The organism is Acinetobacter sp. SWAC5, from assembly GCF_003419885.1.
GTDB classification, from domain to species: domain Bacteria; phylum Pseudomonadota; class Gammaproteobacteria; order Pseudomonadales; family Moraxellaceae; genus Acinetobacter; species Acinetobacter cumulans.
The window spans coordinates 1-15,856 of the sequence record NZ_QUWR01000017.1; the positions used below are offsets into that span (position 1 = coordinate 1).

15 protein-coding genes, 1 tRNA gene and 3 pseudogenes are annotated in these 15,856 nt (G+C 37.4%); 12 read left to right on the forward strand and 7 right to left on the reverse strand.

Features of this window, described 5'->3' with window-relative positions; all coding sequences use genetic code 11:
* The first annotated feature begins 66 nt into the window (after nucleotides 1-66).
* Nucleotides 67-738 carry an IS3 family transposase gene (locus DYI81_RS12685; protein ID WP_276310166.1) on the forward strand — a complete coding sequence of 224 codons (672 nt, stop codon included), beginning with the start codon at nucleotides 67-69 and terminating at the stop codon, nucleotides 736-738.
* Between the two features lie 37 nt (nucleotides 739-775).
* Here the strand turns inward: DYI81_RS12685 and DYI81_RS12690 are convergent, their stop codons facing one another.
* The gene (locus tag DYI81_RS12690) at nucleotides 776-1,042 is read right to left on the reverse strand and encodes a helix-turn-helix domain-containing protein (RefSeq protein ID WP_023013345.1); all 267 of its coding nucleotides are present in this window, start codon (nucleotides 1,040-1,042) and stop codon (nucleotides 776-778) included.
* 590 nt (nucleotides 1,043-1,632) lie between these two features.
* Here DYI81_RS12690 and DYI81_RS18120 point away from each other — a divergent pair.
* Nucleotides 1,633-2,039: pseudogene (locus tag DYI81_RS18120) on the forward strand (hypothetical protein); the annotation flags it as partial.
* 3 nt (nucleotides 2,040-2,042) lie between these two features.
* A pseudogene (locus tag DYI81_RS12695) lies at nucleotides 2,043-2,433 on the forward strand (transposase domain-containing protein); the annotation flags it as partial.
* Nucleotides 2,434-2,560: 127 nt separating this feature from the next.
* Here the strand turns inward: DYI81_RS12695 and DYI81_RS12700 are convergent.
* Both DYI81_RS12700 and DYI81_RS17950 read right to left on the reverse strand, forming a co-directional pair.
* Nucleotides 2,561-2,637 (reverse strand) — tRNA-Ile (locus DYI81_RS12700).
* A gap of 305 nt (nucleotides 2,638-2,942) precedes the next feature.
* Nucleotides 2,943-3,104, reverse strand: coding sequence for a hypothetical protein (locus DYI81_RS17950; RefSeq protein WP_155687858.1), 162 nt, complete (start codon nucleotides 3,102-3,104; stop codon nucleotides 2,943-2,945).
* A 263-nt stretch (nucleotides 3,105-3,367) separates the two neighbouring features.
* Here DYI81_RS17950 and DYI81_RS12705 point away from each other — a divergent pair, with 263 nt between their 5' ends.
* Entirely contained in the window at nucleotides 3,368-3,931 is a 564-nt protein-coding gene (locus tag DYI81_RS12705; protein WP_106986666.1) for a 1-acyl-sn-glycerol-3-phosphate acyltransferase, read from the forward strand.
* Nucleotides 3,932-4,044: 113 nt separating this feature from the next.
* Entirely contained in the window at nucleotides 4,045-4,794 is a 750-nt protein-coding gene (locus DYI81_RS12710; RefSeq protein ID WP_106986667.1) for a YebC/PmpR family DNA-binding transcriptional regulator, read from the forward strand.
* An 82-nt stretch (nucleotides 4,795-4,876) separates the two neighbouring features.
* On the opposite strand, the gene DYI81_RS12715 is transcribed toward DYI81_RS12710, so the two are convergent.
* On the reverse strand, nucleotides 4,877-5,347 hold the full coding sequence (locus DYI81_RS12715) for an Lrp/AsnC family transcriptional regulator (protein WP_117007724.1): 471 nt from the start codon (nucleotides 5,345-5,347) through the stop codon (nucleotides 4,877-4,879).
* A 476-nt stretch (nucleotides 5,348-5,823) separates the two neighbouring features.
* Between DYI81_RS12715 and DYI81_RS12720 the strand changes: the two genes are divergently transcribed.
* Nucleotides 5,824-7,113 (forward strand): hypothetical protein, encoded by a 1,290-nt coding sequence (locus DYI81_RS12720; RefSeq protein ID WP_117007725.1) that lies wholly within the window; start codon nucleotides 5,824-5,826, stop codon nucleotides 7,111-7,113.
* Nucleotides 7,114-7,263: 150 nt separating this feature from the next.
* Here DYI81_RS12720 and DYI81_RS12725 read toward each other — a convergent pair whose 3' ends face one another.
* A complete protein-coding gene (locus tag DYI81_RS12725) occupies nucleotides 7,264-8,028 on the reverse strand; it encodes a glutathione S-transferase family protein (protein ID WP_117007726.1) in 765 nt (254 codons plus the stop codon).
* A gap of 365 nt (nucleotides 8,029-8,393) precedes the next feature.
* On the opposite strand from DYI81_RS12725, the gene DYI81_RS12730 reads away from it, so the two are divergent.
* The 5 genes and pseudogenes from DYI81_RS12730 to DYI81_RS12750 all read left to right on the forward strand — a co-directional run bounded on the left by DYI81_RS12730 (nucleotide 8,394) and on the right by DYI81_RS12750 (nucleotide 13,794).
* Nucleotides 8,394-9,596 (forward strand): SfnB family sulfur acquisition oxidoreductase, encoded by a 1,203-nt coding sequence (locus DYI81_RS12730; RefSeq protein WP_117007727.1) that lies wholly within the window; start codon nucleotides 8,394-8,396, stop codon nucleotides 9,594-9,596.
* A gap of 13 nt (nucleotides 9,597-9,609) precedes the next feature.
* A complete protein-coding gene (locus DYI81_RS12735; RefSeq protein WP_117007728.1) occupies nucleotides 9,610-10,833 on the forward strand; it encodes an SfnB family sulfur acquisition oxidoreductase in 1,224 nt (407 codons plus the stop codon).
* Nucleotides 10,833-11,798, forward strand: a pseudogene (locus DYI81_RS12740) (NtaA/DmoA family FMN-dependent monooxygenase); the annotation flags it as partial. The gene DYI81_RS12735 and the pseudogene DYI81_RS12740, both read left to right, overlap by 1 nt.
* A 153-nt stretch (nucleotides 11,799-11,951) precedes the next feature.
* Nucleotides 11,952-13,043, forward strand: a complete 1,092-nt coding sequence (gene ychF / locus DYI81_RS12745) for a redox-regulated ATPase YchF (protein ID WP_117007729.1) — start codon at nucleotides 11,952-11,954, stop codon at nucleotides 13,041-13,043.
* Nucleotides 13,044-13,473: 430 nt separating this feature from the next.
* Nucleotides 13,474-13,794 carry a hypothetical protein gene (locus DYI81_RS12750; RefSeq protein WP_117007730.1) on the forward strand — a complete coding sequence of 107 codons (321 nt, stop codon included), beginning with the start codon at nucleotides 13,474-13,476 and terminating at the stop codon, nucleotides 13,792-13,794.
* A gap of 77 nt (nucleotides 13,795-13,871) precedes the next feature.
* On the opposite strand, the gene DYI81_RS12755 is transcribed toward DYI81_RS12750, so the two are convergent.
* Nucleotides 13,872-14,414 carry an Mpo1-like protein gene (locus DYI81_RS12755; RefSeq protein ID WP_117007731.1) on the reverse strand — a complete coding sequence of 181 codons (543 nt, stop codon included), beginning with the start codon at nucleotides 14,412-14,414 and terminating at the stop codon, nucleotides 13,872-13,874.
* Nucleotides 14,415-14,517: 103 nt separating this feature from the next.
* On the opposite strand from DYI81_RS12755, the gene DYI81_RS12760 reads away from it, so the two are divergent.
* Nucleotides 14,518-15,228 (forward strand): Crp/Fnr family transcriptional regulator, encoded by a 711-nt coding sequence (locus tag DYI81_RS12760; RefSeq protein WP_117007732.1) that lies wholly within the window; start codon nucleotides 14,518-14,520, stop codon nucleotides 15,226-15,228.
* A 153-nt stretch (nucleotides 15,229-15,381) separates the two neighbouring features.
* Here the strand turns inward: DYI81_RS12760 and DYI81_RS17955 are convergent, their stop codons facing one another.
* Nucleotides 15,382-15,531 (reverse strand): hypothetical protein, encoded by a 150-nt coding sequence (locus tag DYI81_RS17955; RefSeq protein ID WP_165382507.1) that lies wholly within the window; start codon nucleotides 15,529-15,531, stop codon nucleotides 15,382-15,384.
* Nucleotides 15,532-15,856 lie beyond the last annotated feature (325 nt).

A 15,856-nucleotide genomic window follows, 5' to 3' on the forward strand; every position in this document is an offset into this window, starting at 1 on the left:
GATAGTCTTTTTCAGATTCAATCAATAATTGAACCGCTCTTTCTCTGATTTCAGGGGTATATTTTAATTTGGTCATCGGAACATTCTCTCAGAATACTGAGTCTCCGACAAACCCGGTACGGTTCAAGGATTGCACGTAAATACAAGCATACGACTGATTCAACCCATCGTTTGCCTACAGCACCCAACTTGTTGGATCGCCAATTTACAGTTACTCAGCCTAATAAAGTCTGGACAACAGACATTACCTATATCCGCACTAAAGAAGGTTGGTTGTATTTATGTGTGATGCTAGATTTATTTAGCCGTCGTATCGTGGGGTGGCAAACCAGCCATCGAATAGACCGCCAGTTGGTGTGTGATACGTTTAACTATGCAATGGCTCGTCAGGGTTATCCAACTGGTGTTATGGTTCATTCGGACCAAGGCTCACAGTACTGTAGTCGTGATTTTAGAGCGCTGTTACTGAAAAATGATTGTACTCAGAGTATGTCTAGACGTGGAAACTGTTGGGATAATGCAGTGACTGAAAGCTTCTTTCATACATTAAAAGGTCATGTGGTACATGGCAGTGTGTTTTCGACTCGAAAAGAAGCGAATGCTGTCTTGTTTGACTATATTGAAATTTATTACAATCGAGTCAGAAGACATTCTGAAAACGGCTGGTTAAGTCCAGAAGCCTTTGAACAGAAATATATTAAAAGTTTAGAGGGGCTGGTTGTCCACGATACTGTCTAGGATCACATTAATAACAAGAAAAACTGTCTCGTTTTTTCTAGGCTTCTTCTTTGACACAAGCAAATTTGTAGACTTCCGCCTTACTCCAACGAAGACTACGCCCATGCCTAATAGGATTAATCGGCCCATTTTCGTACAATGCCCATTTACGCAGTGTTTGTTCTGCATACCCTAATAAACGAGCAGCTTCACTAGTAGATAGCAATAATCTATCTTCGGTAATTTGTTTAACTTTATGTTTCATGTTGATTAATGTATCTGAATTAATATATTTATATAAAACTAAACTTTTTAAGTAATTCATATACATCTGAAACTTTTTTATGATTTCATAACACTAAAGAAGATTTCAAAAACCCAGAATAAAAACCATGATATTGATTTATATGAGATATTTTTGACGAAAATATGGAACCACAAAAGTAAAATAAGTACCTTCCAAAGGACTATCAATCTCATCTATCTTTAACAACACTCAGTTCTGAAGAATCATCTTACATAACCATCGTACAAACCAAAATTCTTTATATACTTTCTATTACTTAATTAAAAAATATAAAAATTATAATTTTACTGTTCAAATTAAATACCATTAAATAAAATAATCATATTTATTATTTTTTTGCAATAATATTATTTAACTACATTCCTCAAACATCATTATTTAAAACCAAAATACACTAAAGAATAATATTATAATTAAAAATTTATCATACAATTAACCTACTTCATTACAATAACAGGTTAAATTAATATATCAATTGAGTTTAATTATTATATTTTATCAGCAGTGTAAAATATTCCTATAGTAGTATTAAAAGCAACTCAATAGTTAATATAACGTCATTTTAAAATACTAAAAAATTTTATCTTTAGCACAAGAAGTAACAGTCCATACACTGTATAAACAGGGTTTATTATTTCAAGGTAATAAATCAAAAACTTGTAGTATCTAAAAATACAATGTGCAAATATTTACAGCTCAAGTTCACACTACAGTATCGGCTTACAACCTAGAATATGTATTCTTGACTTATATAAACTTTATTTGCTCGAACGCATAAATGCTGTTTATCCTGAATGGATTCCTGCCGTTGTGCTCTACCAAGAAGTTTTAGAGTTTGAATATCTAGAAACGGTCAGAATCTTAAGGGAATATCTTGCAACAATATAATCAGTCACCAAACTTGAACCCTAACAGCTCAACTGTGTTAAAAAAATATGGTTTTTGCTCCCGCATATGTAAGCCCTACTATGTACAGACCAAAGGTAAAGTTGAACGCTTTAATGAATACCTCAAATCAAGACTATATTAATGGCTCAACCAACACCATCTGACGCTGCTATCGAATTCCCTAACCGCTCTGAGGATCAACTACAGCCTAAAAAACTGGCAAGCACTCTGGCCGCTATCTAGTTGATAGTAACTTACCAATCAACATAAGAAGCATTGCTTCATAAGGGATCTAAAATCAGATGTGTTGCAGGGCCTTGGGACGTAATAACTAGTTATTTGCTGGCTCGATGCGCAGTTGTCAGCGAGCAGCTAATATCATACGCCTGATTCAGTCAGCAAAGCTGAATGGACTGGATCCGCATGCCCATTTAAGTGATGTGCCGAAAAGGTTGCCGACACATAAAGTGACCCAGATTGAAGAATTACTTCCACACCGATGGAAACCCAACTCAAATTAAAAAATAGCTATGGGGTTTAGCGGATGCTTACAGAATAATGTTGATTTAAGCTGCTTACCATTTGCTTACTAGAATGCAAAAACAAAAAAACCACTTACGATTAATGCACGTAAGTGGTTGTTTTATATGGTGGGCCCACACAGACTTGAACTGTGGACCAACGGATTATGAGTCCGCTGCTCTAACCAACTGAGCTATAGGCCCTATATATACCGAAACTGTTATATTTCAACAAGTTCAGGCGAAAAGAATACTATCTAACATTGTTTCAAAAGACAAGTACTTTTCGCGCTTGTTGTACATTTTCAAAACATTTATAAAGTATCAAAACGACTGTTTATAAGTAACAGACTTTGGTTTTGAATCATATTTCTTTATATGTGCAAGCTTTGTTTTCTTTAAGTAATAGATTTTAAGTCTAATTAAACATATATAATAAATACTTTATTTAATTATAAATAAAAAGAATATCTGTATCACTTCTCTAAACATTCAGCAAAATCGAACAATTAAGACTCAATTATTTCTTTCTTTTTAGATTCAAGTTGAATTTCGATCAAAGACCATACAGCAACTAACATAAATAATGCTAGAGCAAAGCTCAAAACGCTCATTAAAGTCATTTTTTTCAGTCTCCAAAAAAATTTAACCATAAAATCTGTCATAGGCATTCTTTACACCTAAGACAAAAGTCTAATAAGAATCTGACTGAATAAAAAGTGCAAAATCACGCATTTTAATATTTTTTTTTATATCGAATAATATATTTAATGAATTAATATTTATTGACTTAGTTTTTTTTTACTCTAAATAACAGGCAGAAATACGTCATTAAAACACGCATAAATTATTATCAAGCATACGGTTTTACTCTTGACTGTTGATTCAAACAGGAAGAAATTAAGCACTTTATTTCAACCTCTTCTTACACCCCATGCTGAATAAATTTATTGGCGAGTCTGCATTCAAGCTTGCAGGCTGGACTTATCATGTTGAACCCGATGTGCTAGAAAAAAAACAAGTGATTGTTGGCTTTGAACATACATCAATGATGGATGCTGTACTTTCACTAGCGCTTTTCAACATCTACAACATCAAGATACATACTTTAATAAAAAAAGAACTCTTTAAAGGCCCTTTCAAGCCTCTACTCAATGCAATTGGGGGCATTCCTGTCGATCGTAAAGCGAATAAAGATATTGTTTCTCAGATGGCTGAGCATTTTGCCAATAACGCAGAATTTAACTTGGTCATTGCTCCTGAAGCGACCCGAGCAAAGCGTGGCGAAGCGCGTAAGCCAATACGTACTGGTTTTTGGCACATTGCTAAAGCCGCTGGTGTACCCATTGTATTAATGTATGCTAATTCAAAAACCAAACAAGGTGGGATCTTCGGAAAAATCTATCCAACTGAACTCGACCATGACTTAGCTTTACTCAAAAAGCTTTATAAAGAAAATACTGGATTGGATATTATTATCCCAGAATCTAAAAACTAAATTTTTGATTGTTTAAAAACTCTAAGCTAAGCCCTTTATCAGAAAAAAGTGCTTATGGTAGAATTTGCACAATTTGATAGGCATAAGGCCAATCTACAAGGAGCATATTTCGCATGGCGGGTCATTCCAAGTGGGCTAACACAAAGCATCGTAAAGCAAAACAAGATGCGAGTCGCGCTAAAGTATTCACAAAATTTATTCGTGAAATCGTTACTGCAGCGCGTTTAGGGGGTGGCGATGTTGCTTCTAACCCACGTTTACGTGCAGTAGTCGAAAAAGCATTAGTTGCAAACATGACACGTGACACTATTAACCGTGCAATTGCACGTGGTGTTGGTGGTGAAGAAAATGCAGACCTAAAAGAAGTGACTTACGAAGGTTATGGTGTGGGTGGTGTTGCTGTTATTGTTGAAACAATGACAGATAACCTAAACCGTACGGTTCCAGATGTTCGTCACTGCTTCTCAAAAACTGATGGTAACTTAGGTACAGCAGGTTCTGTTGCCTACATGTTTACTAAACGTGGTGAGATTACTTTTGAAGATGTATCTTTAGAAGATAAAATCATGGACGTGGCTTTAGAAGCTGGCGCAGAAGATATTGAAGTTGATGAAGAAGAAATTCTAGTCATTACAACACCAGAAACATTTGGTGAAGTTCAAGATGCTTTAACTGCTGCAGGTTTAAAATCTGATAACGCTGAAGTTGTAATGAACCCTTCTACTAAGGCATTAATTTCAGATGTTGATCAAGCGAAGAAAATCGTAAAAATGATCGATATGTTTGAAGACCTTGACGATGTACAAAACGTTTATACAAACGTTGAATTTACGGATGAAGTTCTTGCTCAACTTGACGACTGATCAAGCTGAAAACGAGATACATCTAAAAAAACGCGCCAATTGGCGCGTTTTTATTTATTGCATATAAGATGAAGATAAGTCACTAAGCTTTGCTCAACAATCCTGTGCAATTAAATACGTCATATTCTTTAATCACAAAACTCGAATGCAGTGCGACCACATGTTCAATTTTTCCAATACGTTTTAACAATACATCGCTGTAATTTTCCATATCTTTTGCAACAACTTCTACAATAAAATCTGCAGATTGGCCCGTCACTAAAAAAGCATTAATCACTTCAGGAATACTTTCTAACTCTTCTAGAAATTTTGCAAAGGTGTCTGTATCATGCTTACTTAATGATACTTGCAAGAGCACATGCAGACTAAAACCGAGTTTCTGATAATTGAGTTCTCGTTTTAATCCAGAAATAATATTTTGATCAATCAAGTGCTTAATACGGCGATGGACTGAACTGACTGATAAATTAATCCGCTCAGACAATTCATTAAGATTCAGATCTTCATTGGTTAATATTTCTAAAATTTGCTTATCAAAGCGATCTAATTCCATGCCTTGCTCCATCATAACTACAGCTTTATATACATTTATTTTGTTTTCGTACGACAATCACTTAAAAAGTGACATAAATAATTAATGTAAAGAAGAAAGTAACAAATGCCAATTTATTTTTCAGTTATTTCCATATTTGTCGAATTTTTTATCCCCAAATATCCTTTTTATAAAAAATAGCGTAATTGTGCCTTAGTGTAAATCGTGTAGATAAATGCAAATTTCAGCTTTAAATACGATACATCTGTATACCATTGGTCAGAATTTTTAAATCATCCGACTAAATACAGATTCTTTTATTTTCAGTTAATTAGAACAATATACAGATTATTTTTTTGTGATGAACTTCTCTTTTTTCATTTTTACTGGATTTTTCAATATTTTACATTTTAATTGAATCAGTTTAAAAAAGATTTGCTTTACAAGACCCCAAAAAAAATAAAGCAGATTAGAAAATAACAAGGAATGAATAAAAAATGGCAATTAAATTAATTAGCTTACTCAGCACCAAAATTAGTCCGGTTCTTAGCTCAAATACACAGCTCAGCAGTATTCAAAATAGTCTCAGTACTATTATTAACCCAATTAGTTCCATCATCAGTTCAATTACCAACAAACCAATGACCATTGACCTCAGTAGCTTATCTAGTTCTTTGCCCAAGCTGATGAGTTTAATGACCAACTTAAGCTCAAGTACTGCAAAACCAACGCTCAATACAGATACCATAAATACGCTGATGCAGACCCTGCAACCTCTGCTTCAATCCACAAATGGCACTTCATCTATTAATCAAAGCCAACTATTACAATCTTTACCTACGGTTGTAACTAGCATTACAACCTTAATCAATAGCCTCAACAAGCAAGCTAATGTATCGGATAGCGTTTCCTCTGCAATTACCGCGGTTAAACCACTTCTCACAATTTTAGCAGGTGCTAGTAGCAATACTGACGTGAGTCAAATTGTGAGCACATTAAGTAAAATCATTGATATTGCACAGCCGATTATTCAAGTTGCAGGCAGTGCAACATCTGGCAATCTTGATTTTGGTGATATTGCCAAAGGTGCTACACAAGCATTAATGCCATTACTTGCATCTATTGATACAGGTAACTCCAAAATTGACATGGCACTTCTGCAAAAAGCTTTACCTTCAGTGATTGGTAGCGTAACAACCTTAGTGGGAACATTAACCAAAGCCAACGAAGGAAATATTCCAGAAACTATTTCGGGTGTGATTAAAGGGATTAGCCCTTTACTCAAATTACTGGCAGACAGTGGCAGTTTAGATACTGACCAAGTTACAACTGTGAATACCGTTTATAACTTACTGAACAGCTTAAAAGCGATTATCGACTTTACGAACAACCCTTCGTTGTTAACACTTTCTAGCGACCTCAATAATATCATTGACTCATTGAAACCAGTCATTGCCGTACTGGATCAAAAAGGTGATTTCAGCAACTTACTTGATAGCGTACATATTCCAGATTTGGGCGACCTACTGAGCAACTTAAGCAAACCATCTACAGATCAAAGCCACGACAGCAACAGCTCAACAACGACTAGCTTACCAAACCTTTCATATCTACTATCTAATGCAAGTGGTTTAGGTCATATCGACCTCGGATCTATTGCGCCTGAACTGTGTGAAACTGTGGGGAAAATTGCTGGCTTATTAACAGGTAACATTCCTGAATTAATCACCACATTACCTTTGACAGCACCAGTGCTAGATCTGCATACACCTACGCCTTATGTATAAGCTATCTAGGCAAAGTATTCATCACTAAGTACTATTAAAAAAATGCACCTTCTGGTGCGTTTTTTCAATACTTTAAATCAATTTTAATACGCTTTCAGCATTCTGTTTGCTTTACCTGTAAAACAGTCAAAATCTTAAGTAATAACCATATTAAACACCACGCCAATCCACCCGTGCATTGCGTTCTGTTTGATATATTCGTTGTACATATTGGCCTAATGGAAGTTCCTGCAAGTAGGCCTTATAGTCTTTAAACTCATCCGACAATAAATCTTCGGATTCTTTTTCCCACGGTGTACCTGCAAGCTCTAAGATAGGTGCAAGCATCGAGCAAACTGCAATATCTGCTAAACCGATGCGGTCGCCAACAAAATAACGACCACCCTGCTCAATAATTTTTTCATTCAGCTGTTCAATGAGTTGTTGCATCTGTGTTTTTGATTGCGCGACTTTGTCGCTATCAAGCTGATAGCCTTTGGACATAATCGCTTTCAAAATTGGTTTACTGTATTTTTCAAATTGGCGTAAGTAGCCTTTTTCACCAATTAAGATATCTAAAGACTCACCACCTTCATTCAACACATGTGACAACCCCCAACGGCGCACATGTTGCCCCAATTCAATTGACATTAAATTAATATCTAAAGCTTGAGTGCGTAATTGAGGATCAGCCCTCAGCAAGCCATGTTCTGGGTACTTTTCATCTAAATACAGTGCAATTTGCGTAGAATCTGCAACCCAACATTCTTCATCACGCAAAATAGGAAGTTTATTTTGACCTGTTTTAAGCTGAGCAAAAGCACGATGCACACCAGGCATCAAATTATGAGCAGTATATTCAAGCTCTTTATGGTCGAGTAGCCAGCGTGCTTTTTCACAAAAATGCGATAAAGGAAACTGGTATAAGGTGCGCATATATACTCCAAAATTTATTGTCTTACCCAATCCATGCGGACAAGTATTTTAGTCAGATACTTTAGACACTGCCTCGTTCAAAAACAATGAACTTTTTTTCCAAATTGCTGAATGTTTTGTCACTAAAGTTATTTATTTTTATACGATTTTATCGCATGAATATCTAAATTCAATATATACCGCTTGTTAAAAACTCTTAATAAATAATTAAATTCAATATATTTCATATACTTAATATATACTTAAAATTAAAAAATTCAGCAGGATAAATTCATAGGACTTTTTTGCATAAGGTCATCGAAAACTCACATTTAATTATTGCAATCAGAGCAGTTAGCGTTTGGAGATTAAATATAGGTGCTCTTATGTCTCGTTTAACTGCCGATAATGTACATATTCTTGAAAATGACCAAGATGCAATTACAGCGGCCTACCACGTAGCCGACTTTGCTTTAGAAGGTCGTAATCTTCGTGATCAAAAGCGTCAACTTCCATTTGCTGAAATTGAACTCTTTAGCCAAAAAGGCTTAGGTGCCATGCGCATACCCAAGCAATACGGCGGTGCCTTCATTTCAAATAAAACTTTGGCACATGTATTTCGTATTTTGAATCAGGCGGATTCGAGTGTCGGTCAAATCCCGCAAAACCAAATTAGCTTACTTAATTTGGTGGATATTATGGGCTCAGAAGAACAGAAGACCTTTATTTTTAATCAAATTCTGCAAGGCAAAAGACTCGCCAATGGTGGCCCAGAGCGTAATACCAAAGACAGTAAAACTCTCAATACTCGATTAGATATTGAAAATGGCAATTACATTTTGCAAGGCGAAAAATTCTATTCTACAGGCAGTAGTTTTGCCGACTGGTTAGCCGTAAAAGCCATTCATCCTGAAGGTCATGTGGTATTGGTTATTTTGCCTGCCAAAGCTGAAGGTGTAGAAGTCATCGACAATTGGGACGGTTTTGGACAACGCACAACCTCAAGTGGCACGATTAAACTCAATCAAGTTGTTGTTGATCCATTTTTAATTTTTGATGAACGTAAACTCACCACACAGCCGAGTTATCGTGGTGCTTATTCACAGCTCCTACAAGTTGCTATTGATGTGGGTATTGCTGAAGCAGCCTTCTCCGACACCATCAGCGCGGTAAAACGTGCTCGACCAATAGTCGATGCACAAGTGGAAAAAGCCAGTGAAGAACATTACACCCTACAAGAGGTAGGTAAGTCGGCAGTACTCTTAGATGCTGCGATTTTACTTTTGGATGATGCCGCTGAATATCTAGATGGACTTGATCAATTAACTCATATTACAGAAGAACAAGCAGCCCAGGCATCGATCTTGGTTGCAGAAGCCAAAGTGTATGCCAATGATGCGGCTTTACAGATATCCGAAAAATTACTCGAATTAGGCGGTAGCCGTTCCAGCTTAAGCGCACATCAACTCGATCAGCATTGGCGTAATGCACGTGTGCATACCTTACATGATCCGATCCGTTGGAAATTACACGCCTTAGGGGATTATTACCTTAACAATAAACTCCCTGCCCGCCACGCTTGGATTTAAAGGACGACTCAACATGACCTCATTTCATAACCTTGTTTCTTTTCAATCCAATTCTGTAGCCAATGCCCATATTATTCGTTCAGATGCGGAAGCACTTGAAATTGCGACTCGATTAGCTGAGCAATTTCAGCACAATGCAATTCAACGAGATTCAGATCGACAACTGCCTTTCGATGAAATTGAAAGCTACAGCCAGTCAGGTCTGTGGGCCATTACCGTACCTAAAGAATACGGCGGTGCTGAGGTATCAAGTTATACCGTTGCGCGTATTATTGCACTGATGAGTGGTGCAGATGGCTCGATTGGTCAAATTCCACAGAACCACTTTTATGCCCTTGAAGTACTCCGCAATACAGGTACAGTGCAACAAAAACAAAAACTCTATGCAGAGGTACTCAAAGGTGCTCGCTTTGGCAATGCCTTGGCCGAGTTTAAAACCAAAAATTCCACACAAAAATATAGCGCCATTAGCGCTACAAGTGATGGCTTTGAAGTCAATGGTGAGAAGTTTTACTGCACAGGTAGTTTATTTGCACATCGTATCCCAACCCTCGTAAAAAATGCTGAAGGCCGTGAATTTCTTGCTTTTATTCCTCATGAAAGTGAAGGACTAGAACTGATTGATGACTGGTCGGGTTTTGGCCAGCGCACTACAGGCAGTGGCACGGTTAAATTCAACCATGTACAGGTCAAAGCTGAAGATGTGATTGCATTTGATGATGCATTTAGTACACCTACACTTGTCGGGCCTTTTGCTCAAATTATGCATGCAGCCATTGAAACAGGCATTGCACGAGCTGCCTTTGAGGAAACCTTGCTACGTGTACGCCAAGCCCGCCCGTGGATTGATTCAGGTGTAGATACTGCAACAGAAGATCCACTCACCAAATTTGAATTGGGTCGTATTGTTGCAGATGTCCGTGCGAGCGAAGTATTGCTTAAACAAGCAGCGCGTTCTATTGATGCCGCTAAACCATACCCTACTGTAGAAAATATTGCCAAAGCTTCACTGGATGTTGCTAAGGTTCGTGCACATAGCACGGATACGGCCCTCAAGGCGTCGTCTAAATTAATTGAACTCGCAGGTAGCAGAGGGAGTCAGCGCAGTGATGGTCTTGACCGTTTTTGGCGTAATGCACGTGTGCACACTCTACATGATGCCTCACGCTGGAAATATTATTTTATTGCAAACTATGTATTAAACGGTGTACTTCCACCTCGTCGAGGGACACTGTAATGACACAAATACCTGATAAAGAAATTATTTTAAATGCCTTTGATATGAATTGTGTGGGTCATATCAACCATGGCTTATGGACACATCCACGCGATGAATCACATCGTTTCAATGAGCTTAGCTATTGGACAGGTTTAGCTAAAACACTGGAACAAGGTTTATTTGATGGGCTGTTCATTGCTGATATTACGGGCGTATACGACGTCTATCAGGGCAATATTGATTTAACCTTAAAAGAGTCCATTCAATTGCCTAGCCATGACCCAAGTACTTTGGTTTCAGCAATGGCTGCCGTAACGCAAAATTTAGGCTTTGGCGTGACCGTCAATTTAAGCTATGAAACGCCCTATCAATTTGCTCGTCGTTTTGCCAGTTTAGACCATTTAACCCAAGGACGAATTGGCTGGAACATTGTGACAGGTTATCTCGACAGTGCAGCGCGATTAATTGGTCAAACTGGCCTACAAGACCATGACCTGCGTTATGAGCAAGCCGAAGAATTTTTAAGTCTCTGCTATAAATTTTGGGAAGGCTCTTGGGAACATGATGCTATAATAAAAGATAAATCCCAGCGTATATTTACCCAGCCCAGCAAGGTACATGCAATACACCACCAAGGTCAGTTTTATCACAGCCAAAGGGTGTTCCAAGTGTCTCCGTCAGTACAACGCACACCTGTTTTGTTTCAAGCCGGCGCTTCTACACGTGGCTTAAGTTTTGCGACTCAACATGCAGAGGCGATGTTTATTGGTGCAGACCAACCCGCAAAAGTAAAACAGCAAGTTGAACAAATTCGAGCTCAAGCCCGTAGCCAAGGTCGCGACCCAAATCAACTTAAACTATTGGTAGGTATTAGTGTAATTACTGCTGAAACCGATGAACTTGCACAGCAAAAGCTTGCCGAATATATAAGTTATGCCAGTCCAGAAGCTGGCTTGGCTCATTTTGGTTATGCTGGTACAAGCCACAGGTGATTTACTCGCTGCACAGCTCGATAAACGTAAAATATAGACAACACCGTAAAAGCTTATATGCTCCCCTATGCAAGCCATGACTTTGTCATGGCTTTCATGTAAAATCGTCGGCAATTTTATATATAACACTGTGTGAGTTATTTCATGGGTTTTAATTGCGGTATTGTCGGCTTGCCGAACGTTGGTAAATCTACTCTTTTCAATGCTCTTACTAAAGCTGCTATTGCTGCTGAAAACTTCCCATTCTGTACGATTGAACCCAACACAGGGATCGTTCCTGTGCCAGACCCACGTTTAGACAATCTTACAGCGATTGTTAAACCACAACGTGTAATTCCAACCACGATGGAATTTGTCGACATTGCTGGTCTTGTTGCTGGTGCGTCTAAAGGTGAAGGCTTGGGTAACCAATTCCTTGCAAACATCCGTGAAACAGATGCAATTGCACACGTTGTACGTTGTTTTGAAGACGAAAATGTCATTCACGTAAATGGCAAAATTGATCCATTAGATGACATTGCAACCATTAACACTGAACTTGCTTTAGCTGACTTAGAAACTGTAACTAAAGCAGTTACTCGTTTAGCTAAATCTGCAAAAAGTGGCGATAAAGAAGCGATTGCAACAAAAGCAGTTTTAGACAAAATTTTACCTCTACTGGATGAAGGTAAACCTGCACGTGCAGCAACTCTAGATGACGACGAGCGTAAATTGGTTCGTGGTTTTGGTCTACTGACTTTAAAACCAACCATGTACATTGCGAACGTTGCAGAAGATGGTTTTGAAAACAACCCACACCTTGAAGCTGTTAAAAACTTAGCTGCTTCTGAAAATGCAATTGTGGTTCCACTTTGCAACCAAATTGAAGCTGAAATTTCATTGCTTGAAGATGAAGACCGTACAGAATTCTTAGAAGCTTTAGGCATGGAAGAACCAGGTCTAAACGTGGTTATTCGTGCAGGCTATGGCTTACTTGGCCTTCAAACTTACTTTACAGCAGGCGTACAAGAAGTACGTGCTTGGACCGTTAAAATTGGCGCAACAGCACCTCAAGCGGCTGGCGTTATTCATACAGACTTCGAAAAAGGCTTTATCCGTGCTGAATGTGTCGCTTATAACGACTTTGTTCAATTCAATGGTGAAGCGGGTGCAAAAGAAGCAGGTAAATGGCGTTTAGAAGGTAAAACTTACATCGTTCAAGACGGTGACGTTTTACACTTCCGCTTTAACGTATAATTTAAATACGTTGCAAAAGGCACCTTCGGGTGCTTTTTTTGTAATAACAGATTAGTAGATGGCCTATTGATAAACCAATTAAGAAGCCCAAAGACAAACTTTTAACTAACAAAAGCCAATTGAGAGAAAATGATCAGCAGAGTGGGTAAATACGGCGTATATTAAATTGGAAGTATGCTCAATCGATACATGTGTAGCGCCTATATATATGTGAATTCAAAACGATTTAAATATAAATAAAACATTGAACCAATATACAACCGTATATATTTAAAGCATTAAAATGAAACCAAACTTAAGAGCAAAAATAAAATACATAGGCACACTATTGCTATCTCATACTTACATCAGAACTGCTGCAGATATACGACCCAATACGGCATATTTTAAATATTAGGCACCAACGCCCTTTGTTATAAAGATAAAAGCAATGAAAAAATTAAGCACAATAATCGCTGCAGGTGTTTTAAGTGTACTCAGTGCAACAGCATTTGCATGCCCAAAAGGCACCACACTCACAGGTGGCACAGGTGCAAATCATAAAGGTGGCAAATGTGTTGCCACTCAACCCGTACAAGCACACAAACAAAGCCTAAAAACTGAAAAAGCTGTTGCTAAAACAGAAGCAAAAGTCGCAAAAACCGAGGCTCAAAAAGCCAATGTAAGTGCCCAAAAGGCCAAAGCTAGCGCAGAAAAAGCAACACAAGATGCTCATACCGCACAACACAACGCCAAAGTGGCAAAGTCGTAAATAAACTTAAATTACAAACACCAAAAAGGCTGATCTCAAATCAGCCTTTTTAACATGTAGTTGTTATAGATTTTACTTTATGACGCACTCACCGAATGCGCAACCTTCGCATCCATCAATGCACGTTGCTTATGGGCTTCTTGTAGCATTCTATGTTCCATGTCTTTTCTAAAACCGAGCATAAACACCATTTCGGCCAATACAAATAATGGGCCAATGGCTAAGCCAATTACATCATCCATAAAAGCGGGTTTTTTCTTTTCATAAAAATGACCCACAAATTGAAATACCCAGCCCACAACAAATATTCCAATACTTGCACTCAACCAAGCAACCCAACCCCACTGTGCAATGCTATGTGCCAATGGATACATCAGGGCAAACACGAGCAACATAATGAAACCGAAAATACGGTCTAAGCTCAGATAGTACAAAATGCTTAATGCCATAATGACCAATGCCAACGTCATTTCTAGACCAGAAATCATGACGCCTGCACGTGCTGTTAAACAAATAATTGAAAATACAATCAAAGGAATACCCACAAAATGCGTCAGTATATTTTTATGATCTAAATGATAAGCCGCATATTGGCTCAGTAAGGTTTCAAGTTTAGTCATCGCCAGCATCCTTGTACGAGTAATGATTTCACTATATAAAAAGAGTACAAGCCAAGTTGTCGTATAACCGACAACTGATAAAAATAAATGGATTTTTACCAGAATGTTAGATCAACAGTACCAGACACAACTCAGCAATAACTATTGGTATGCACAGCTCAGTCCAGAGCATCAGCAATATATTGCGACACATAGTCAATTACTTGAGTTTAATAAAGACCAAAATATCTTTTTATCTGGTGACGCCTTTAATGGCATGTATGCTGTTTTAAACGGTGCTATACGCTTAGGCTATATTGATATTCAAGGTAAAGAAGCCGTAGCAGCCATTGCTGAACCTATCATGTGGTTTGGTGAAATATCATTAGTCGATCAACTGCCCCGCTCGCATGATGCAATTGCCTTGCAAAAAACTACAGTATTACATTGGCCAAGCCGCAGTATTCAACATTTACTCAATGAACAACCACAGTTTTGGTTTCATATAGCACAGCTCACCAGCCAAAAACTTCGTTTTGCATTTTTAGAACTGATTTCAATTCAAACTCAAAATATCCGCCAACGTTTAGCACAGCGTCTACTGTTTATTTTAAATGGCTATGGCAATCATATTACGATTGAGCAACGATCTATTCACCTCTCTCAAGAGCAACTTGCACAACTGCTGATCTGTTCTAGACAAACCATTAATCAAGCCCTTCAAGAGCTTGAAAAACTAGGCGTACTCAAAGTGGCTTTTCGTAAAATTGAAATTTTAGATTTAGCATTGCTTCATAGGATTGCACATACACTAACGATTCATGAACCTGAATAGCGCAATTCATTGTGTGTTGCTGTAGATCGTAGCGTTTTATATCATTTTTAATACCGAACAGATCAACTGGAATATTTTAGTGCAATTACCCGCACCATTACTGACATACTTATTGTTTTTTGATCAATTTGAGTGCGCTAATCTCATACAAACTTAAGATAAAAGCTTGCACACATCTACGCTATCAAAGCCATTTTGACAGTTTGCAACTTCATTTGATTGTTCAGTATTGCTGTTAGCACTGACATTGGTTGCCATACTCAACATAAGAACAGAAACCACACAAATTAATGCTTTTTTCATCTTAATCACCAATTCTATATTTAATTTTTCATACAAATAAATTTAAATTTCAGAGTTATTTTCACATAATTTATCAAATTGTGATAATTTATTATTTTTATTAACTTATAAATTAAAACTATAACTCATCGAAAATACATCTAAATAAAATTAACAATACACTTTTTAAAAATAAGTCCAACTATAAAAAAGATCATTTAATTCAGCCATATAGAGTTTATTATTCCTATTTTTTAAATTACACCAACCTATAAGCCACTCAATTCAATACTTTATCTAATCTTTTTTAAGTTTTAAAAATACTCAAATATGTAAAAAACACTAC